This window comes from Prochlorococcus sp. MIT 0701, from assembly GCF_000760295.1.
Lineage (GTDB): Bacteria > Cyanobacteriota > Cyanobacteriia > PCC-6307 > Cyanobiaceae > Prochlorococcus.
This window is the reverse complement of record NZ_JNBA01000039.1, coordinates 1-20,497: the sequence shown is the minus strand read 5'-3', so window position 1 is coordinate 20,497 and position 20,497 is coordinate 1. Positions and strand designations below refer to the sequence as shown.

Sequence of the window (20,497 nt, the reverse complement as noted above, 5' to 3'; positions counted from 1 at the left end):
AAACAAATAGAACATGTCTTCAAGACCAGACCGGGCGTTTGTCCTCACTGCATTGATCTGCTGCTTTGGGGTGCTGAGCTGCAGTAATCAAACTGAGAAGACACTTCGTATTGGGGCGATTCCCGATCAAAATCCTGAGCGATTGAATCGTTTATACGGTCTACTCTCGACTGAACTGAGCAATCAATTAAACGTGCCAGTTCGCTACAAAGCTGTGACGAACTATCCAGCCGCAGTCAGTGCATTCCGCACTAACAGCCTTGATCTGGTTTGGTTTGGAGGTCTAACAGGTGTACAAGCTAGGTTGCAGAAGCCAGGAGCAGAAGTTGTCGCTCAAAGAGATATTGATGCCAAATTTACAAGTGTATTTATAGCCAATACAAAGAGCGGAATTAAGCCATTAAAAAGTCTGTCTGGACTTCAACAACTTAATGGGAAGCGGTTCACGTTTGGCTCAGAAAGCTCCACTTCTGGAAGATTAATGCCTCAGCATTTCCTTCAGCAAGCAGGTGTACAAATGAAAAATTTTTCAGGAGGTCAGCCAGGCTTTAGTGGCAGTCATGATGCAACAATTGCATTGGTACAAAGCGGTTCTTATGACGCTGGTGCCCTGAACGAAAGTGTATGGAAATCGGCTCAAAAAAATGGCCGCATCGATCCAGCCAAAGTCAAAGTGATTTGGAGGACTCCCCCGTATGCCGACTATCACTGGCTAGCACAACCAAATCTCGATAAAAAATTCGGAAATGGTTTCACTAACAAACTAAAATCAACTCTTACTGGATTAAAGAAAAGTTCAGAACCTCAAGAAAAGATACTTGAACTTTTTGGAGCAAATAGTTTTATAGATGCCAGCCAAAAGCAGTACATAACAATCGAGAAGATAGGCCGACAATTAGGAAAGATTCAGTGAGAAGATTGCTTGACATAAGGGGCGTATTTGTTCACAGCAGTAGAGGCAGTAGACTTAATGATATCAACCTTAGCATATCCTCTGGAGAGCGTGTTGCGCTTGTAGGTAGCAACGGATCAGGAAAAAGTAGCTTATTAGCGGTTGCCAATGGTAGTCTTATCCCTGATTCAGGGAAGGTGCTTTGGCAAAATTATTCAACCTCAAACTTAAGGCAACGTCAACGACAAAAAATAGGAACTCTGTGGCAAGATCTACGTCTTGTAGAAGAGCTTAATGTTGCACAAAATATAAACTCTGGTGCGTTGGCCAACAGAAATTTGCTATGGGCTCTAGCTAATTTACTGGGGCCAATCGAATTAAAAGCCTGCAGTGAATGTCTTGAAAAAGTAGGTCTTTCAACTAGCGTGCTTTCTGCAAAGGTCAGCGAACTCTCTGGAGGACAGCGGCAGCGAGTAGCAATAGCACGACTCTTACGTCAAAAACCAGAACTAATTCTTGCTGATGAACCTTTATTCAGCCTCGATCCAATCCTTGCAGAGGAAATACTCCATCTTTTTTTGGACAACACAATGACTAGTGATATGGACGAAGAAAGAACCCTTTTGATGAGCCTGCATCAACCTTGTTTTTTTCAACACTTTGACAGGGTAATCGCACTTAAATCGGGCAGAGTTGTCTTTGATCAACCTGCCAACTGTCTTGATGAAGAAGCCTTAGCCTTGATCTACGGATCTGCATGAGGCGCCTCAGTCCAACTCCTCCAATCCTGAGTCTTTGGCCAGCACTGGCTTTATTGCCTGTGCTTATTTCCATATTCATAAGTTTCCACAATGGTGGAGCTACTCTTCTATGGGAGTTTATTTGCGCTGCCGTTCATCCATCTATTCAAGCAGAGGTCGTTCAAAGTGGATTTAGAGGAATACAGATCACTTTGGCCACTGCTCTTCTTAGCTGGTCATTAAGTTCAATATGCGGAATTTGTCTTGGTATAGCAAGCGCCAGGGTGGTTTGGGAGACCTTTTTAGGTGAAAGCTGGCCAGCGATTTGGATTCGTAGAATTTTGGCAATACCACGCGCAATTCACGAACTGCTATGGGGTTTGTTGTTACTTCAAATGGTTGGGTTGAGCCCTTGGGTGGCAATTGTTGCAATCGTCATTCCTTACACCTCACTTGTTGCTCGAGTCGTCAGCGATCAACTTGACACCCAGGATCGTCGAGCCTTGAGGGGCTTAAAACAGGCTGGAGCGGGCTCCTCTTCCGCCTTGATTACAGCTCTTGGCCCTGCGATGGGGCCTGTCTTATTGAGTTACATCGGATATCGACTTGAATGCGCATTAAGAGGGGCCACCGTGTTGGGGGTTTTTGGATTAGGTGGTATTGGGACTGACCTTCAACTGGCACTTCAATCTCTTCAATTCAATGACGTATGGACAGCTTTATGGTTACTGGCTGCAGTGATGTTTAGTCTTGAACAGATATTAAGTTTGATACGTCGATATTTTAAATTTTCGAAGAATGGCATTTGGCAAATTTTCATAATGTTGATTGTTTTATTGATTCTATGCGCACTAAGTATTCCCTGGCTTAATGCAGTTGACATTAATCTAGGAGAACCTCTTCACTGGAGTCCCCTTCCATTACCAACGGTTGATGAGCTAGTAAACGCTATTCACGCTCTCCCATGGATCCAACTAATCAGCAGCACGATGTTACTAACAGTGTTAGCGGCAGGAATAGCTATCGGAACACCGCCACTAGCAATGATGCTTTGGCCAAGCAGGCTGGGAATAGCAATACAGAGAATCATCTGGGGACTGCTAAGACTGATCCCAATCCCTCTTACTGCTCTATTTTTGCTGCTCTTCAGCAAACCGAGTCTGGCTGTTGCTGCTCTGGCACTTGGAGCCCACAACATTGGAGTGATGGGTCGCCTTTTACAAGAGGGACTTGACCAACAAAGCGACAACAATTTGAAAGCCTTAAGCGCGACTGGCGCCGGAGCACGATCGGCTTGGCTCTATGGATGCTTTAGCGGCCAAAGCCGTAGCTATTTAGCCTATGCCGCATACAGAATGGACGTGATTTTGCGTGAAACCGTGGTAGTTGGCCTGGTTGGGGGTACTGGACTGGGCTGGCAGTTGATCGAATCTCTTGGTTCGTTCAACTGGGCACAGGTAAGTGTCCTAATCACGGTCTTCACAGCTCTAACCTTGATCGGAGAATCGATCACTGATCGCTTGCGATATCACTGGACTGGTTTCACTAAAAAGCTGCCTATGGTTGTAGACCTACAAAGCTGATCAGGTTCCACTTGTCGATGTGATGGCGAATACATACAAGAGACTCGTTGTCATTGGTGACAGTGGTGTTTATGGATGGGGAGATCGAGAGGGGGGCGGATGGTGTGAACGTCTTCGCTGCCAATGGATGAGTCTCCCTGATGCCCCAGTGGTCTACCCCCTTGGAATTCGAGGCGATGGGCTGGAAAGCGTTGCAAAACGCTGGCTAAAAGAATGGCAAAGTCGAGGCGAACTCCGTCGTCAGGTTCCTGATGCAGTTCTACTGGCGGTGGGCCTCAATGACACAGCACGTATTGGACGACCCGATGGACGGCCCCAACTGACAGCAGAGGCCTTTCGCTTTGGCCTGCAGCAAATGCTGACAGAGATGAAACACCTCACGAATGTGATGGTGATGGGCCTCACTCCTGTCGATGAAGCTGTAATGCCATTTGCGCAATGCCTCTGGTATTCAAACCAATCGGGGTCGGTTTATGAAGCACAGCTTGAGGAAGCCTGTCTAGAGGTTGATGTGCCATTTCTGCCGTTGCACAACGCCATGCTCAATGAACCTGACTGGCTCAGCTGGATCGAACCCGATGGTATCCATCTCAACTCAGATGGACATGACTGGATCCACCAACGGGTGATGACATGGACATCACTGTTGGAGTGGGCACAGCTCGAACAACTAACAAATTTCACTCCTACGGTTGGCTGAAATCACCCCTAAGGAATCTGATGTTCATCCTTTAGTTGGTTTACCAGCGCTGCAGAAAAGCAGACAGTTAAGCAAGTCAACAGAAAGTCAAGTCATGGCACAAACTTCTTGCAAGACCTTGATGACAAAGAGGGCGAAGCGATCTGGCTATAAGGGTTCTCTTTCTTTGCCCGAATCGATACAAAAACGCAATCAGGCTGTAGTTGAACACTTGGGATTGGCTCACCTTGCAGCAACTCGCCAGGCCACCCGTGGCGCAGAGGAACTGGATGATCTAATTCAAGAAGCAAGACTGGGATTAATCATGGCGATGGAAAAATTCGATGCCAATCGTGGATTTAAAATAAGCAGTTATGCAATGGCCCGTGCCAACGGCCAGATCCTCCATTTCCGCAGAGACAGAAGCCAGATCGTGAGAGTGCCCTGGCGACTGAGAGACCTATATACCCGCGGCATGAGACTCCAACAGTTTCAACAGAATGATGGGTTAAACCCGCTCACTGAAGAACAGCTGGCTGCACAATTAGATGTAAGTTCAGAGCGCTGGCAAAAAGCTGTCGAAGCTGTATGGCAGACACGCCTTGTAGCTCTTGATGCCAGAGAGACTTCAACAGGAGGCAATCATGCTGAGAAGAGAGTCCCATTATTGGAACTGCTCAAGTCACCAAAGCTGAAAGAGCCTGATCTGCAACATCAATGGCTGAAAAAGGCTATGCAGCGTCTAACACCCCACCAGCAACACTTGCTTTACGCCCATTACATTGATGACATCAGCTTGAGAGAGTTAGCAAAGCGCGAAAAGATGAAGGAGAGAGTCCTGCGAAGGGTTTTACGAGGTTTAATTAAACAACTCCAACTTTGGTCCGCAAACAAATCTGATGAGCTCATCAAGCAGCCAATCCAAGCCAAGCGCCGATTGCGATGGCAAAAACAGCAGCAAAGCTTGTCTGTAAACCATTAACAAGTTCATTACTCAGCCAACTAATTCTGTTCTGAGCAACTGCTCCTAAAAGGCTCTCCATAAGAGTGGCCAACAAGCCAATCAAAGCAACCAAGATCGCCTGGGGACCAAAAGGCAGAAGTGAGAGGGAGACCATCACGAACGTCATCAAAAGACTGCCAAGGGCACTTGCGAGAGTGCCCTCGAGACTGATGGCGCCATCCGTACCAGCAGGTACAGGACGCAGTGTGGTGATGAGCACAGTGGTTCGGCCCCAACGTTTGCCTATCTCACTGCCGAAGGTGTCAGCAAGTTTCGCAGCAAAACTTGCTGCGAAGCCGATCATCAACAAAGACTGCGAACCAAGGTCCAGTTTGATCAGGATTGCCACTACAGCACCAGTGGCTGCAGATCCCCAGACATTTTCAGGCCCACGCCTGCCACCACGTCCCTCAGCAAGGCCAGCGAGCTTCTTCTGGGCCATCCCAAGACGGGTGACCATCGATCCCAGGACGAGATAGATCACAACCGCAAGCCAACCGCGCCAGCCAAGACATCCCCAGAGGATGGTGCCTAGTGCCCCGGCATGAACCCATCCGGTGGAAGTGAGTAATGGCAGCCTCTGGGCCACCGCAATCAATAGAGCATTGAGAGCAAAAGCCCAGAGCCATTGAGCCAGAGTCGGATTAGAAAAAAGCATCAACTTTGATAGCACTGCCCTTCGCCAAATTGGACAAAAGACAGCAAGTGCGGGTTATTGCTTGACGCTATCTGGCAGACCAGAGCATGAAGCAGAAAAACAGCCTACGGTTTTGATCTTCTCAATCTCAGCAATGAAAAAATTATCACCTCAAAAGCCTCTGCAGAAAACCACGGAAGAAGTCCAAGCCCTCGAGTCAAAGAAAGCCACTATGAAATCGAAGTTTCCTTGAAAAAGACGCCTATAACCGCTGCCATTATTGAGCTGAAACGCAGCCGCGAGAATCAAAAACAAACCTGCAGGAATTCAATCAAATCTTGACTGATCTCTTGACAACCTGATCCGTCGACTTGACACCATTGTTTGAGCTGCTGCCACAGCAGCTGTGCAAGTGCGCAGGATTGAATCTCCCAACGCCACAGGCACCCAACCGGCGGCCTCAGCGGCACACTCTTCAATTGGGCTCCAACCCCCCTCAGGACCAATGGCAACGGTGACTTGATTGATTTCTGGTGTCAATCGTTCCATCAAAAGTTGTAGATCAATCAGTCCCTGCCGACGAGTGGTGGCCAAAGCAAAAACTGCATTATTTGGTGGACTTTTCCACAAGGTTGAAGCTTCTGCTAAGGGCAAAAGTTCTGGCTGCCAAAGCTGCTCAGATTGCTCAACAGCTTCCCTAAGGATCACCTTCCATCGCAATGGTCGATCCTCCGCCTGAGGAGTACACCTATCAGAACGTAGAGGCTGAATCAGGTTTACGCCTAGTTCACAACTCATCCTCAAAACCTCATCAAAGCCACGCTTTGGGATAACAACAGCCAAACCAAGTTGTTGGGCAGGGCAAGGTTCGTTTAGACATGGTTGAGCCAGTGATGTGGCAAATTTCAAAACATCACCTGCTTGAAGAAAAGCTTCCCAGATGTGACCAATACCATCAGCAACCGCAACCTTTTGCCCCGGGCGAAGGCGAAGCACACGACGTAGGTAGTGGGTTTCGTTTTTGGTGAGAGACAACATCCCCTCCGCAGTCTTCATTGCCGCAAGACGATGCGATTCAACCAAAAGGCGTCTGAGCTCAGCCAAGAGAATGCTTTAGGCCTCCACAGGGAAGATGCTGTCAGGATGGGGCTCAACAGGCCAGTCATCATTGACACCACCAATCAGCACTTCATCCAACTGCACCACATCGGAGTCAATTTGTTGAAGAGCGTTGATCAGGACATCAAGTGCAACAGCATCACTTGTACCAAGATCAACCCAACAACGTGCCCAGCAGCCTTGATATTCCAACTGGCCCATGTTGTGCATCAGCGCAGGGATCACCGATCTGGCGTCTTCATTGTCGTAAGTGATCCAACTGAGATCCGCACCTTCCTCATGGACTTGTAGGTTCTCAGCATTAAATCCACCCAAACGGCCAATCACGTACCAACTATCAAAGATGCCATCGACGTAATTTTGCTCACCCTGGCTTGGTACATCGGCAAAGTGAAGCCATAGCCAACAGTTGAATGGATCAACCTCGCGGAAACGAACGTCCATGAAAGCTCGACGATGGCTCCATCATCGCGGCATTCACCATATACGTCTGCATAAGCAAGCATTCATCAATCAAAGTGGGGGGTCATTAGCTGCTAGGACAAGAGAAGTGAGGAGCTCATGCTGGAGCTGAAAGGCCTTCAATACCGTCCCTCAACATCTGAAGAGCCTGTGCTGCAGGGAGTTGATCTCATTGCTCATGCGAGCCAACCTGTGGTGGTAGCTGGAGCTAGTGGAAGTGGCAAAACCAGTCTGCTAGAAGTGATCAGTGGACTTGCAAGCGCTCAACAAGGCGAAATTCACTGGGAACACAAACCCTTAAATCAGCGTCAACGGCGATGGATGTGTGGGGTCGTATTTCAATTTCCAGAGCGCCACTTTCTTGGATTAACAGTGGCCCAGGAGCTGCGCTTAGGTCATCGGCGACTCACCACTGGGGCACAAACACAAGCACTTCAAAAGGTTGGGCTAGCTCAGCTTGATATGAGACAAGCACCGGAACGCCTCAGTGGAGGGCAACAAAGACGGCTTGCCCTTGCTGTTCAGTTGCTACGCAAGCCAACCATTTTGTTGCTTGATGAACCAACCGCTGGGCTTGATTGGTCAGTACGTGATGAGGTCTTGAAACTGCTTGCCAATCTTGCTCGAGATCAGTTGCTAATCGTGGCCACTCATGAACCAGAACTCTTTGAGGGCTGGTCACGTGCAGCTTATCGGCTCGATTCAGGCAAGCTTCGCAAGGTGTCTAGATAGCCCTATATCAACTTGAATAACTAGCTGGCTTCGCACTCGAAATTCAGAGCGAAGCAATTCACATTGGCCAACCATTCATTAGGAACACTGTTAAAGCCAATTGGTCCAGCGATCTAAAAACATCTTCCTGGGGTTTAATCAATAGGTAATTGATGAAATTGAATAAAAACAAAAGATTAGCCTAAGCGCCGACGAGCATTGCAACCCTAAGACTCATTACTGAAGGACTCAAAAGCATACTTAAGGAAGCTCTTAATATACAATTGAGCTATAATTTGGAAGACTATCTAATTGCTTAATAGAAGCAACATAGGCCTTTTTATCAGTTAACTAGATCGTTAAAGCGAGCCATTGTTTAAATCGGTCTTATCTGATCAAGCTAACAGAAGTGCGCCACCCCAAAGCAACAAAACGGTTGGCACCGCCTCAAGCTGATCTCCTGTAATCGGCAGGGTAACGCTTGGCAAAGCTGTCATTGCTTGCATGAGGAGTCCCCCAAGAATCAAGCCTGTAGCGAGCAAGAGGACACTCCATCCCAATGATGCAAGTGGGCGACGACCTCGTCTGATTTGACTCAAAAACAGAGCGATTGTTGAGACAGAAAGAATGAGCTCCGTACTACCAACAGGAGCAACAATCACAAGCAATAAGGCAAGGCCTCCCAACACCAATCGAACAGTCAGGCCCTGACCTTCAGGTAGGGAGAGATTCGGCCAGAATTCTCCAGGCTTGGTGTTAGAACTTGATGAATTGATACTGCGTAGGCGTGTAAGCAGTGCATTGCTTCCACCACTGCGTCCTGCTGTCACTACCTGAACCTCCTCTCGCTGAGAGGCACTTACTGCAGCATTGCTCACTTTGCCAAGCTGACGTTCCTTGAGGCTGGACATAAGCACAGCGTCGTAGGACGCTTCAACCCTTGCTCTTGCTTGTAGGTCATCTCCCACCTCTAAAAGCCGCTTTTCCTTTGCTTGTTGCACAGCTTCAAAGCTGGCTCCTGGTTCAAGACCAAGAATGGAGTATGGATCCTGCGACCCTGGATTCGAACTGGAGCCGATGCCCGAGGCCATGGTTCTACGAGAACTACTCTGAGCGTATCGAGATCAGCTCAAAAGAGGGGTGCGCCATGGCAATAGCCATGGCTGCTCTGGAGCTGTTTGCAACAAACCAAAGCCTCTTGCCGTCCCATCCACTGCCTACTCTTGAGCAACGGCATCTGTGGTGGAAGGTGGGAGCCAACTAGCATTTCAACCCTTCCAGGCTGATCATTGCAGCTTGGAGCACGAAAGCAAACGTACTCAGTCCCACCATCAACACGGGGACGTATCAGCCATTGGTTGTCCACTACCACTGAAAACATTCTTTAACGATTCTGGCTAACTAGAGCAGTGAATCGCGAGTCCATTTCATCAGGGAAGCAGATTTAAGCCGAAAGCTCAGAGGCTGATCGGCTCTACACCACTCACCACAGGCGCGACAGCACTCAGTTCCAACTTAGGGTGATCATCAAGAAGCTGATTAAGGTTCCACTCGTTCTTGAACAAGAGAACAGGGCGCTGCCAGGCATCCTGAACGGTCTTGCAATTAAAGATGCGACCCATCTCATCCAGAGCAGGCCAACCATCACTGACCCATCGTGCCACTTGGAATCCCATAGGCTCAAGGCGGGTTTGAACGCCATATTCGTTTTCTAAACGATGCTGAACAACATCAAGCTGCAACTGACCTACTGCAGCAAGAATGGGATCCCGTTTGCTCTGGTCAGTGTCGTAGAGAATTTGTACGGCACCTTCCTCTCTTAACTCATTAACTCCTTTACGGAAGTTTTTAAATGCCGAAGGATTTGGGTTACGTAACCAGCTAAATATCTCAGGACTGAAGCATGGTATCCCCTCGTATTCAACTCGAGAACCGGTATAAAGAGTATCGCCAATTGCAAACATACCGGGGTTGTTTAGACCAATAACATCACCTGGATAAGCATCATCAACTACCGAACGTTCTTGGCCAAATAATTTCTGTGGGCGAGATAGACGTATGGATTTACCGGTTCGTGCTAGACGCACCGTCATATCCTTTTCAAAACGTCCGCTGCAGACCCTTACAAAGGCAACACGATCACGATGGCGAGGATCCATATTGGCCTGTAATTTGAACACAAAGCCACTGAAGGACGAACGCAAAGGATCAACAGGACCCTCACTTGTAGAACGAGCTACAGGCCGCTGCGCCATCTCAAGAAAGGCATCAAGGAAAGGCCTTACCCCAAAATTGGTCATTGCTGAACCAAAAAACACAGGTGTCAACTCGCCTGCATGTACTAATTCCAGATCAAGCTCTGCACCTGCTGCCTCCAAGAGCTCTAACTCTTCTAAAGCCTGATCCAAAAGCTCCTTCTCGACAAGGCTTGGCAGTTCCGGATCGTCAAGATGTAGATGACGCTCACTAGCTTGCCGGCCCCTTTCCGCTCGTGTAAAAAGAACGACATTTCTAGTCCGGCGATCAATAACACCACGAAATAACTCCCCGCTACCAATAGGCCAATTCACGGCCCAAGGTGTTAATTCCAACTCTGCTTCAATCTCATCCAAGAGCAACAGAGGATCCCGCCCTGCGCGATCCATCTTGTTGATGAAAGTAAAGATTGGGATATGTCTCATGCGACATACCTCAAACAACTTTCTTGTCTGAGGTTCTAAACCCTTAGCTGCATCCTCAAGCATCACCGCATTATCTGCAGCCGCCAGGGTGCGATAAGTGTCTTCAGAAAAATCCTGGTGTCCGGGTGTATCAAGGAGATTAATTGTGGTATCGGCATAATCGAACTGCAGCACGGTGGAGGTGATCGAAATACCCCGCTGCTTCTCCAACTCCATCCAATCAGAGGTCACCTTGCGCTGCTCACCACGAGCTTTAACGGCCCCGGCTTGCTGGATCGCACCTCCATAAAGCAACAATTTTTCTGTAAGGGTGGTCTTCCCTGCATCCGGATGGGAAATGATCGCGAAATTGCGGCGACGGCTAATGGCCTCGGCCAACGAGGCCTCAAGGACTTGATCTATATCGATCGAAGAAGCCGAATCAATCGGCGCGCTCGGGGAATCGGGAAGAGAGGTCAAGCGGTAACGAAGATCTGGCGGGTGCAAGTGCATATTAAAGGTGCGATAAATGATCCAGCACTTGACTGCCTCTGAGATTCATAAGACGAGGAATTCTCTTCATGGCAGATGCACGAGTACATGCAAGCCTCTGTCAATGAATGATTGTGATCAGTTTTTCAATCTAAGCTAATCTCAGTGACAAGAACTGTTCCGGTAAAGTGCTTAACCGTTATCAATCAATCCTGATTCATCGACGCCACCAATCTCATCAATTTCTAGTACTTACCCATACCTGCAAGCAAGCTAGTAAACACCAACATTGATCTCAATACTTCGATTGTGCGACAACTCAATTCAATGGGGAAAGGCTTGCTCCCTCACTTGTGAGAATGGGCAAGAAGGCCTCATAAATCAAACTGAACCTATGCAGTTAGATCGTGCCAAATACTTCGAGATACCTGTCCTCAACTTCGTTCACATGCAAATGATCTAGCCCTGCATGATCAAGCTGTGTCTGCACCTCCTCCAAGGTGAAGGCTGCGTGCAGAGACGCCAAATAATCGCGAATCAATATAGAAGGTGCTTGCTGCATGTGTTTTTGTTGAAGCGCAATAGCCTGTTCAGTGGACGAGGGTCGACGCAGATCGCGATTAAAAACAATCGCACCTGGGGCTGCTAAATACTTAGTAACCTGCCATAAAAGATTAGGGTCATGAAGGTGGTGAAGCAAGCTATTACTAACAACGAGAGCAGCCGAATTTTCCAAATCGACGGATTGGTTCACTAGTGATGAAAGATTGGAACAGCGATAGGTCAGTCGCTTAAGTTCGGCTGCCATCGCTTTTTGCCGTTGCAAAGCGTGATCAAGCATGGCTTGAGAGCCATCAATGCCAAGCACCATCACATCAGGCCAGAGGCACTGAAGACGCTCACAAATATTTCCAGGTCCACAACCAAGATCAACGATCATGCTGCCTGGAGAAGGAACCTTGCTCAAGCTGATCAGATAATCCTGCAAGCGATTGATCAATGCCTCATCGGCACAGGAGAAATCTGCTTCGGCATAGGCCTTGGCCTGAAGCGGATCATTCATTAACTCCGGCTCAGGCAACCGCCTCACAAGATCTCACTCAAATTTCTCACTAGTCTCAACCAGGCACTGTCGATGGTGTTACTAAAGCTTGCAGACACCATAAGTGGCGGTAGCGTTCCCATACTTATCGGCATGAGCCAACCTATGACCCTGACTTCGAGCAGACCTGAGATAGCAATGACAGCCTTAGAAGCCAGCGGACAACGTGGCGATTTCCCTGCTACAGCTCCAGCCGCTAATCCAGTTTTTTATCGCACTTATAGCCGCCGCACCTCCTCGGGACGAGAAAGCTGGAACGAAGTCAGCACACGCAACCTCCAAGGACTGCAGCAGCTCGGAAAACTCAGAGCTGAGGAGGTGGCGCTGATGTCGCGCATGCAAGCCGAGAAAAAGGCTCTCCCCTCTGGACGCTGGCTATGGATCGGTGGAACGGATTGGATCCAAAAATCAGAGAATTTCTCAGGTGCGTACAACTGCACATCCACCAACCTGGTGGATTGGGAAGCCTTTGGTCTGATGATGGACCTTGCGATGATGGGCTGCGGAACTGGTGCAGTCATTGAACCTCACTTGATTGCTCAGCTTCCGGTGGTTCGCAACCCCATCAAAATCAATGGCGTAACAGATATCGGCCTAACAGCAGCACATCAAAGACAAGAGCACACAACGCACAGCATTGAAAACGACAACGTCTTGATCAAGGTTGGAGACACACGTCGTGGATGGGTTGACAGCTATCAGTTATTACTCGAACTATGCAGCGACGAACGCTTCGCTGGACAAACCATCAATGTGAGCATTGACCTTTCAGACGTAAGGCCAGTAGGCGAGACCCTCAAGGGCTTTGGTGGAATGGCCAATCCAGTGAAGCTGAAGGATCTTTATACCCGTGTCGCTCGACTGCTTGGCAAGGCAGTCGGCCGTCGCCTCACATCAGTGGAGTGTTGCCTCCTAATTGACGAAGCAGCAGTAACGATCGTTGCAGGCAACATCCGCCGCAGTGCTGGCATGCGTCAGTTCTCGGCGGAAGATCTTGCAGCTGCAGATGCCAAAGAGAATCTCTGGCATCAAGATTCCGACGGCAATTGGCGCATCGATCCCGAAAAAGATGCGCTACGCATGGCAAATCACACCAGGGTTTACCACAACAGACCGAGCCGATCCATTGTGATTGATGCCGTAAGAAAACAATTCCACTCTGGAGAGGGTGCCATCCAATTCGCACCAGAGGCCATTGCCCGTTCCAATGCAGACCTGCTCACCACACAAGAATTACGCCAGGAATTCATTGGGGTCTACTGCGATCAAGGAAAAGACGAAGCAGGTCGCTGGTTGCAGACCAACCACGGTCCGATCGATGCCAGCGAAGTAGAGCATCGACTAGGCCGCTATGGCCTAAACCCATGCGGGGAAATTCTTGGAGCAGATTTTCACTGCAATTTGGCCGAGATCCATCTCAACCAAATCGACCCTTCCGATGAAGAAGGTCAAGCCGATGCATTCAAAGCTGCGGCTCTATCGGTTGCCTGCCTACTGAACCATCGCTTTGAAGTTCCCAGATATCGCCAAAGCCGTGCCTGGGATCCAATTGTGGGCGTGAGTTTTACTGGCTTATTTGACTTCTTTGTCCATGCCTTCGGCACTGCCTGGCTCAGATGGTGGGAAAACGGCAGACCTGACACAGATGAAGGTCGCGATTTCAAGCAAAAGGAAGCATCCTTTTTGATCGGTTGGAAAAAAATAGTCAACGAAACTGTTTGGGACTATTGCGATCGCCACGGGATGCGTCGCCCTAGCCGTTGCACCACAGTGCAACCAGCCGGAACGAAAAGTCTGCTTACAGGAGCAGCTCCGGGATGGCATCCTCCTAAGGCTCAACGTTTCATACGTCGGATTACCTTCCGAAAAAATGATCCAGTAGCAATGGCATGTATGGACTACGGATACACCATTGTGCCGTCTCAATCTGATAAAGATGAGCAAGGTCGCTTGCTGGATGATCCATTTGATCCACGCTGCAGCGAATGGTTGGTTGAAATCCCCACAGAAGTCAGCTGGGCCAATCTTCCTGGTGCCGATGCTGTCAATATCAATAACTTCTCTGCACTCGCTCAATTTGATTTCTACATGCAAGTGCAACGCCATTACACGGCCCACAACACTTCAGCGACGATCGAACTGCGGGAGGATGAGATAGAGACTCTGGGCGAAGCGTTACATCAGGCCATTGACAACAGTGAGGGTTACATCTCTGCTGCGCTACTTGCTCGCTTCGATGCCAACAATGCAACCTTCCCGCGGTTGCCGTTTGAACCGATCAATGAAAACACGTTCGAGCGCCTGCAAGCAGAGGTCGTTAATCGGAGGGTAAGGAGCAACTTCTTCGAGGCTCTTCACTCCTATGACGAAGGTGAACTGATGGAGGCGGGGCCGGCTGGCTGTGATTCAGACAAATGCCTACTTCCACTGGCCAAACCTGGAGTCTGACGAAGACTCTCATGATGGAATCTGTCCTGGGTTGCTCCAGGACGGGTTTCTTGCCATGGATCTTCAATTTCTGATGGGACCACATCAATTAGTTGGTAAAGAGCATGGCAACCAAAAGCTAAAAGTGGCAATTTATGGAGTGAGCAAAGAGCGTTCTACACCGCCTTAAGCCAATGAGCACTGCCAAGAGCCAGATCAATGCGATGAGTAAAAGCACACGAGAAGCAATAGTGGACAAACTTAGAGCTTGTCAAACAGACGAGCAGTTACTTGAATTCGATGCTCAATTCAACATTGAGGGCAATTTAGGGCCGTTATACATCGTGATCTGCGAATTTCTACATAATCGCACGATCTCTCGTGCGATTGCAGCCAAGTGGCTAAAAACACTGATTGAAGATCGTGAAAATAAACTTCGGATCGTGAGTGTTGAAAACTAAAATAATATCTTAGACACATATGAAAACAATACCTTGTGAAATTGAAGAATGATATGTATACCATCAAATCAATTGTCAACAACTTTTGAGTAGGCAGGTGACAGCAAGCATTAAGCCTATCGCAAAAAGTATAGGATTTATTCTACGTTTTCTTCACTAGCGTCTACGAAAGAAGATCTATCAATCACATGACTCGAGCACACCACAAGAGCAAGTGTAAGAAACTAATTTGACCTCGATAGCCGAACAAATAGATTGATCATTCTCCCATCAAATTAATTGATTCATATTTGGGATGACTACATATGTGCAAGTAGCGCTAGGGTATTACAATCAACAAACAGCCATTCAAGCATGAAGCCCAAAATTGTTGATGGACCAAATCAATCTAAACAAGAAGAAGAGTTTTCTGGTTTAGCAAAAATTTTTGCTATCGGGATTGCACCGCGTGGAATCATTGCCATCGGCATCGTGCCGATGGGCCTTGTGAGTATTGGTGTTGTGTCAATGGGATTGGTGAGCATCGGCTGTGTTGGCATGGGAGCAATTAGCGCGTGCCTTGTAGGAATGGGGATTTGGGCTACGGGAATGAATGTTATGGGTGCTTGGTAAGAAATACTATTCAGAGTGCATGGAATATTGGTTAATAGGCATCCTATTCAGCTCTATTACAAGCCAAGCAGCCACCATTGATTCGATAAGGAGAAAGGTGACCATTAAGACAGTAAATACCTCTGAAAAATTTCTTTACTCCGATTTCCCTAGCATGAGCATCAGTTAAGGGAAGTTTTAGCCATTGATCTGGAACCTTGCCTACAAGATTCTCTCGATTCATTAGCGCTTGCTTCCTTCTAAAGTTTTCCTCACGATCATTCTTATCACAAACTGCCTCCGTTGTGAGTTCGCGAGAACATTCAATGCATTCGGTAATATTTTTTTTCTTTCTCAACTTATGAGATAAAGAGTCGCTCGGTACCTCACGCTCATTCCCGCAACTACAGCGACACCACCAATATGAATTACCTGCTGCGGTACGGCGATCTGATGCGCGGACAACGGTTAGCCGACCATAAACTTCTCCAAGCCGATCGCGTGGCTTGCTTGGCATCAGTAACTTCTCAAGGAATTCATCGACAGATATAATTTATCGATTGAATCGGAAAGGAATTGAACAGGTCGACAAATTGACACAAGAGACGCAATGCACTCATACAACAGAGGTGTAGTATTGATTCAGGGAAAGAAGAGGAAGGCCTGTCATAGGTTGAAATTATTCTTTCAAAATACTCTTGGGTGCAAAAAGATGGGCTCCCCATATTCAACAGAAAGAAGCATCATTTTGATCCAAAATAAATAGCACAAAGATCTGGGGTTGTTGAAATCACCAGGGATGCGTCGCCGACATTTCGGTCACAGTTCAACCAACCGGGAATAAAAGTCGTTAATTGTCTATTCCAATTCTGGATCAAAGAATCCAAGTAGGCATTAATCATTAAAAGAGATAGATACTAGTGAGAAAATAATTGATTACAGTATTAAAAATCAATCTGACTGTCAAAAGTCAAACGCGAAAGGCAGAGAAAGCTCCTTATTTTTTTATATCAAAGGATGAATAGAGAATTCCCTTTTTTAATAAATAGTAACTATTACGGCAAGGATTTATTTACAAGAAGAGTAGCCAGTCTATTGCGCGGATTACCATAAACTATATAATAATATAATCAATACTATTCATTTGCTATTATCCGCTTAATGATCTTTCTTTAAGCTTACTCAGGACGAATTCATTTTTTAACAGTATGATTGATGCTTGATCCTACAATCAGGTATAATTAATTATGTCGCCTAGCGACAGCATGAGATATGGAGAGGTGGTCGAGTGGTTGATGGCTCTGGTCTTGAAAACCAGCATGTCCGCAAGGGCATCGTGGGTTCGAATCCCACCCTCTCCGTTTCAGTTACGGTATTAAGACGTTATTAGATTCCAAGAGAGCTTTTATGTTTATAGCTGTAGCAGGAAACTCAATATCTGAGTGTTCGACGAGCCACTCAAGCAGGTTGTAAATTCGCTTCTGAAAGTGTGACTAACTTATTGGAGTCTGAGTCCCAAAGAATATAAGCAAAGCAATCTGGTATGTCTTTAATGCGTAATTTCTTTGCTCCAAGCAGAAGTGTTTGATTATGTGTATGGCATGCCTTCAATCTATAATTAGGTATCCGCTCGCAAAGATGATGAATGCTGTGGAAAGAAATATCTGCAAAAAACCAATTAAGCCATATAGGAATATCTAAATTACTACTCCCTTCAATTGCTGCAGTAAAGTAGCTCCAATCGTCATTACCATGAGCATAGGAACCTTCAAAATTATGTTGAACAAAAAAGATGCAAATAAAGATTGCTGCCGAAGCTGTCATCACCAACGAGTAACAAGTCCAAAACAGACCGACTCCAAGCCATCGACTCATTAATAACCAACTTGCTAGTACCAAGAGGTTATTTGCAAGAAGATCAGCTAATTCTCCAGAGGTATACCAATAACTTGACTGATGATTCAGTAATTGAGAGCTAAAACTATTGATACTGTTCAAGCCCTCATCTCGAAGACCTGCAACAAATTCACAGCACTTAGCCCAACAATATTCTGTTAATCCCAGGATCAAGGCCAATCGAGGCTTGATTATGAGGTAAAAGAAACCACCAGGAAATAACATCAATGGATGCCGACTTATAAAATAAATAATCTTGTTGATTTTGGATAGAGATTGATACTGAGCAAGAGTTAATAAAGCTGAAGGTCCTCGATAAAGCTGCCAATTACCATTGTGCTTATGATGATATGCATGCCCTCGTGACCAAGGGTGCTGAGGTATCGCATTCAGCACTCCAAGAAAAAAACCGGCCGAGCGGTTGAGCCATCGGGAGTGAAAAAGAGAACCGTGTCCGCAATCATGCATTAAAGAAAAACAGCGAGACGACAGCAAAACCAACAGGACAAGAACAATGAATAATTGAACAGCCTTCAGACCAACTGGAGAGGTTGCTTGACCAATCAATGACACCATCAGCCATAATCCAGCGATCGGAACAACAGTGGATAACAACTGCCAACAAGCCCAAGGGTCACTGCGTTGCAAGTAGGGCTCAATGACGAAATCAGTCCTGTTTAGAGGCCTGTTCTCCGGTGGAGTTGGTGGATCGTAGGATTGTGTTGCGATCTGACTAACGTTTGAAGTGCCCCTCTAATATGCCACTTTTATCAGCAAGCTGCTCCTTTGCATAGAGATGGATGAAATCGCTAAGCTTGTTCAACACATTTCAGGCCACTGATCTATTGATGATAGCTAGGCAACCATCGCCCAGAAAATGTATTGAAAACTTCATTTAGCAACAATCAAACAGTAGCAAACATCGAAGCCAAATACTCATTAAATATATATATTGACGATCATACATCATGATTTAAAACTATAAAGATTCAGGCCATAAACCTTTTGCGATTCATTTAATGAATACCAAGGCTGTCGGCGGAAACGTCCAAGGAATACATGCTGAGAGAGCAAAAATAATATTATAAAGACCTAATCATCAAGTTACATGCAAATTCTTGCTGGCCAGCACAAGGCATAGACCAAACATAATCAATAGGCAAAGAAAGTAACCAATAATGGAATGGGACACAAAAAAACAATGAAAGTGCATCTTAAAAAATTTTGCGGAGGTTTCTTTGTTTTAAAAGAAAACCATCCAGCCATCGATCACGCAGTCAAAGTTAAATGCATTAAAAAAACTAATGTTTGCTGGAAAGCAAACATTAGCGCAAGACATGATCTATCTAAAGTCTACACAGCATACGACCGTCAAATACATTGGAAAACTAGAGACTTGCTTGTTAAGTTTAAATTGGTGAATTAAACCGTAAGTAGTTTAAGAATACGTAGAAATAGATTGCATCATATATAATGATCTAAAAATGTGATGGCCAAAGCTCGCCAAATAAACCTGCAAGTAATTTTAGCCGCCTAGGTCTACTACTACTGCTATACAATCGCTGCTGATTACGCAAAATATCTGCTGCGTTCTCACCAAGGGCGGCACAGATGAAATCACTGTCTTCAGAAATCCAACGAAAAACATCTTCGTCCTCGATCTCTAGATGAAACTGGAGGCCATAAGCCAATGGGCCAATTCTGAACAGTTGCTCACGACAGCGCTCACTACTAGCAAGAACGGTCGCTGTTTTAGGCAGAATAATCCTGTCCCCATGCCAATGCAAAACATCCAGTGGCTGCATTAAAGACGTTATGAGTGACTGATTTGCCGCCTCGACCGTTGATCTAATTGGTGCCCACCCGACTTCCGCAAGTGGTCGCGGTGGGTCGCCACCCAACAGTTGCTCAACACCACCACCACCAGCATGTGCAAGCAACTGTGCACCAAGACACACTCCAACAAAAGGGATCTGATGCTCCAAGGCTTGTTGAATTAAGAGAACCTCATCCTGTACCCATGGGAAGACTGGGTTATGCAGATCGCCTACGCCCATCGGTCCTCCTAGCACCAACAAACCATCTCCATTGACTAAAGAAGGCAAGGGTTCCCCAAGGTCTACACGGATGACATGGACTTCTATCCCGTGTTGATGTGCAAGGTCTTGAAACAAACCAGGAGTTTCACGATCTAAATGTTGAACCACCAAGAGGCGAGTCATGTCATTAGCAAAAGGATTAGTTGTGATGATATTTTGACGTTAAACGAAATCTTCGCATTAGACCACTAATTGATTACCATTTCCTTTTATGGGGAGGCAGTTAAATAAATCCATTCAAATAAAATAGGGCATCATAACGAGGGCCCGGAAAAATGATTGCCCACTATCAATTAAAAGGCTATGCATCAGACAGAATAGATTTTGATTAAGGATGTAGAGTCATGATACCAGCATCGATTAAAAGCATGGAGTATAGGATTTAAATCAGAATTCGAAGTCATATGTAATGATAAATACCTAACGAGAAATCGTTCCTGGCAAAGGCGCCACAAAGCAGTGTAATTAAAGCTCAGGATGCCTGAATTTGACTGGCAACAACACTGCTAATCGCATATACTAGGGAATATTGATGTTGATTAGAACACAACTTGGCTGACATATAATAACGAATATATATTTTATCAAAAGGCAAATCGAATCCTGACCCGTAATTATCTTGCATAACCATCGATGAGCAATGAAAAATGATTGAACGAAAAGCTTAAATAGTTATGCAAGCTTAAATATAAAATACACATCACTAATGTACTGAAATAGACCATGACAGAAGCCAAGAAAATCAAAGAAGATATTAATAAAGTCTAAAAAAGATAATGATCAATGATTTCTGTAAATCATTCCTGAGCCAATCCATCACCAAGCCTTAAAGCTAACTGGCTGATATTTGGCAAACTCAAGGATCCAGCCCCTTTCGGCAATTTTTTTCAAATTTAGAAGGAAGGTCGAGAAATCACCACTTTGGATCCAGGCAGCCTTGATT

19 protein-coding genes and 1 tRNA gene are annotated in these 20,497 nt (G+C 46.3%); 10 read left to right on the top strand and 10 right to left on the bottom strand.

What is annotated here, in order from left to right; all coding sequences use genetic code 11:
• The first annotated feature begins 13 nt into the window (after positions 1–13).
• From EV12_RS10405 to EV12_RS10385, 5 genes are all read left to right on the top strand, one after another.
• Positions 14–913: a putative selenate ABC transporter substrate-binding protein gene (locus EV12_RS10405; protein WP_036915081.1), complete on the top strand. Its 900-nt coding sequence runs from the start codon at positions 14–16 to the stop codon at positions 911–913.
• Positions 910–1,653, top strand: coding sequence for an ATP-binding cassette domain-containing protein (locus EV12_RS10400; RefSeq protein ID WP_036915080.1), 744 nt, complete (start codon positions 910–912; stop codon positions 1,651–1,653). The genes EV12_RS10405 and EV12_RS10400 overlap by 4 nt, the downstream gene beginning before the upstream one ends.
• Positions 1,650–3,215, top strand: coding sequence for a phosphonate ABC transporter (locus EV12_RS10395; RefSeq protein WP_036915079.1), 1,566 nt, complete (start codon positions 1,650–1,652; stop codon positions 3,213–3,215). The genes EV12_RS10400 and EV12_RS10395 overlap by 4 nt, the downstream gene beginning before the upstream one ends.
• 22 nt (positions 3,216–3,237) lie before the next feature.
• Positions 3,238–3,915 carry a GDSL-type esterase/lipase family protein gene (locus EV12_RS10390; RefSeq protein WP_036915078.1) on the top strand — a complete coding sequence of 226 codons (678 nt, stop codon included), beginning with the start codon at positions 3,238–3,240 and terminating at the stop codon, positions 3,913–3,915.
• A 121-nt stretch (positions 3,916–4,036) separates the two neighbouring features.
• Positions 4,037–4,876, top strand: coding sequence for a sigma-70 family RNA polymerase sigma factor (locus EV12_RS10385; RefSeq protein ID WP_241466613.1), 840 nt, complete (start codon positions 4,037–4,039; stop codon positions 4,874–4,876).
• On the opposite strand, the gene EV12_RS10380 is transcribed toward EV12_RS10385, so the two are convergent.
• The 3 genes from EV12_RS10380 to EV12_RS10370 all read right to left on the bottom strand — a co-directional run bounded on the left by EV12_RS10380 (position 4,803) and on the right by EV12_RS10370 (position 7,097).
• On the bottom strand, positions 4,803–5,555 hold the full coding sequence (locus tag EV12_RS10380; protein ID WP_036915707.1) for a DUF92 domain-containing protein: 753 nt from the start codon (positions 5,553–5,555) through the stop codon (positions 4,803–4,805). The genes EV12_RS10385 and EV12_RS10380 overlap by 74 nt on opposite strands.
• A gap of 306 nt (positions 5,556–5,861) precedes the next feature.
• Positions 5,862–6,638: a 16S rRNA (uracil(1498)-N(3))-methyltransferase gene (locus EV12_RS10375; RefSeq protein ID WP_036915077.1), complete on the bottom strand. Its 777-nt coding sequence runs from the start codon at positions 6,636–6,638 to the stop codon at positions 5,862–5,864.
• Between the two features lie 9 nt (positions 6,639–6,647).
• The gene (locus tag EV12_RS10370; protein WP_011130165.1) at positions 6,648–7,097 is read right to left on the bottom strand and encodes a DUF3531 family protein; all 450 of its coding nucleotides are present in this window, start codon (positions 7,095–7,097) and stop codon (positions 6,648–6,650) included.
• Between the two features lie 117 nt (positions 7,098–7,214).
• Here EV12_RS10370 and EV12_RS10365 point away from each other — a divergent pair, with 117 nt between their 5' ends.
• The gene (locus tag EV12_RS10365; protein WP_036915076.1) at positions 7,215–7,847 is read left to right on the top strand and encodes an ABC transporter ATP-binding protein; all 633 of its coding nucleotides are present in this window, start codon (positions 7,215–7,217) and stop codon (positions 7,845–7,847) included.
• 374 nt (positions 7,848–8,221) lie between these two features.
• Here EV12_RS10365 and EV12_RS10360 read toward each other — a convergent pair whose 3' ends face one another.
• The 4 genes from EV12_RS10360 to EV12_RS10345 all read right to left on the bottom strand — a co-directional run bounded on the left by EV12_RS10360 (position 8,222) and on the right by EV12_RS10345 (position 12,059).
• Entirely contained in the window at positions 8,222–8,917 is a 696-nt protein-coding gene (locus EV12_RS10360) for a CPP1-like family protein (protein ID WP_036915075.1), read from the bottom strand.
• A 38-nt stretch (positions 8,918–8,955) separates the two neighbouring features.
• Positions 8,956–9,207, bottom strand: coding sequence for a hypothetical protein (locus EV12_RS10355; protein ID WP_036915074.1), 252 nt, complete (start codon positions 9,205–9,207; stop codon positions 8,956–8,958).
• A gap of 76 nt (positions 9,208–9,283) precedes the next feature.
• Positions 9,284–10,999: a peptide chain release factor 3 gene (locus EV12_RS10350; protein WP_241466614.1), complete on the bottom strand. Its 1,716-nt coding sequence runs from the start codon at positions 10,997–10,999 to the stop codon at positions 9,284–9,286.
• 379 nt (positions 11,000–11,378) lie between these two features.
• On the bottom strand, positions 11,379–12,059 hold the full coding sequence (locus EV12_RS10345; protein ID WP_036915073.1) for a class I SAM-dependent methyltransferase: 681 nt from the start codon (positions 12,057–12,059) through the stop codon (positions 11,379–11,381).
• Positions 12,060–12,185: 126 nt separating this feature from the next.
• Between EV12_RS10345 and nrdJ the strand changes: the two genes are divergently transcribed.
• The 3 genes from nrdJ to EV12_RS10330 all read left to right on the top strand — a co-directional run bounded on the left by nrdJ (position 12,186) and on the right by EV12_RS10330 (position 15,580).
• Positions 12,186–14,528, top strand: a complete 2,343-nt coding sequence (gene nrdJ / locus EV12_RS10340) for a ribonucleoside-triphosphate reductase, adenosylcobalamin-dependent (RefSeq protein WP_193742217.1) — start codon at positions 12,186–12,188, stop codon at positions 14,526–14,528.
• Between the two features lie 173 nt (positions 14,529–14,701).
• Positions 14,702–14,968: an RNA recognition motif-containing protein gene (locus tag EV12_RS10335; RefSeq protein ID WP_036915071.1), complete on the top strand. Its 267-nt coding sequence runs from the start codon at positions 14,702–14,704 to the stop codon at positions 14,966–14,968.
• 354 nt (positions 14,969–15,322) lie between these two features.
• A complete protein-coding gene (locus tag EV12_RS10330) occupies positions 15,323–15,580 on the top strand; it encodes a hypothetical protein (RefSeq protein ID WP_036915070.1) in 258 nt (85 codons plus the stop codon).
• Between the two features lie 43 nt (positions 15,581–15,623).
• On the opposite strand, the gene EV12_RS13270 is transcribed toward EV12_RS10330, so the two are convergent.
• The gene (locus EV12_RS13270) at positions 15,624–16,076 is read right to left on the bottom strand and encodes an early protein (E6) (RefSeq protein ID WP_072014311.1); all 453 of its coding nucleotides are present in this window, start codon (positions 16,074–16,076) and stop codon (positions 15,624–15,626) included.
• A 757-nt stretch (positions 16,077–16,833) separates the two neighbouring features.
• On the opposite strand from EV12_RS13270, the gene EV12_RS10325 reads away from it, so the two are divergent.
• Positions 16,834–16,920, top strand: a tRNA-Ser gene (locus EV12_RS10325).
• A 97-nt stretch (positions 16,921–17,017) separates the two neighbouring features.
• On the opposite strand, the gene EV12_RS10320 is transcribed toward EV12_RS10325, so the two are convergent.
• Both EV12_RS10320 and EV12_RS10310 read right to left on the bottom strand, forming a co-directional pair.
• The gene (locus EV12_RS10320; protein ID WP_052039595.1) at positions 17,018–18,103 is read right to left on the bottom strand and encodes a fatty acid desaturase; all 1,086 of its coding nucleotides are present in this window, start codon (positions 18,101–18,103) and stop codon (positions 17,018–17,020) included.
• 830 nt (positions 18,104–18,933) lie between these two features.
• Positions 18,934–19,677 carry a type 1 glutamine amidotransferase gene (locus EV12_RS10310; RefSeq protein ID WP_036915064.1) on the bottom strand — a complete coding sequence of 248 codons (744 nt, stop codon included), beginning with the start codon at positions 19,675–19,677 and terminating at the stop codon, positions 18,934–18,936.
• Positions 19,678–20,497 lie beyond the last annotated feature (820 nt).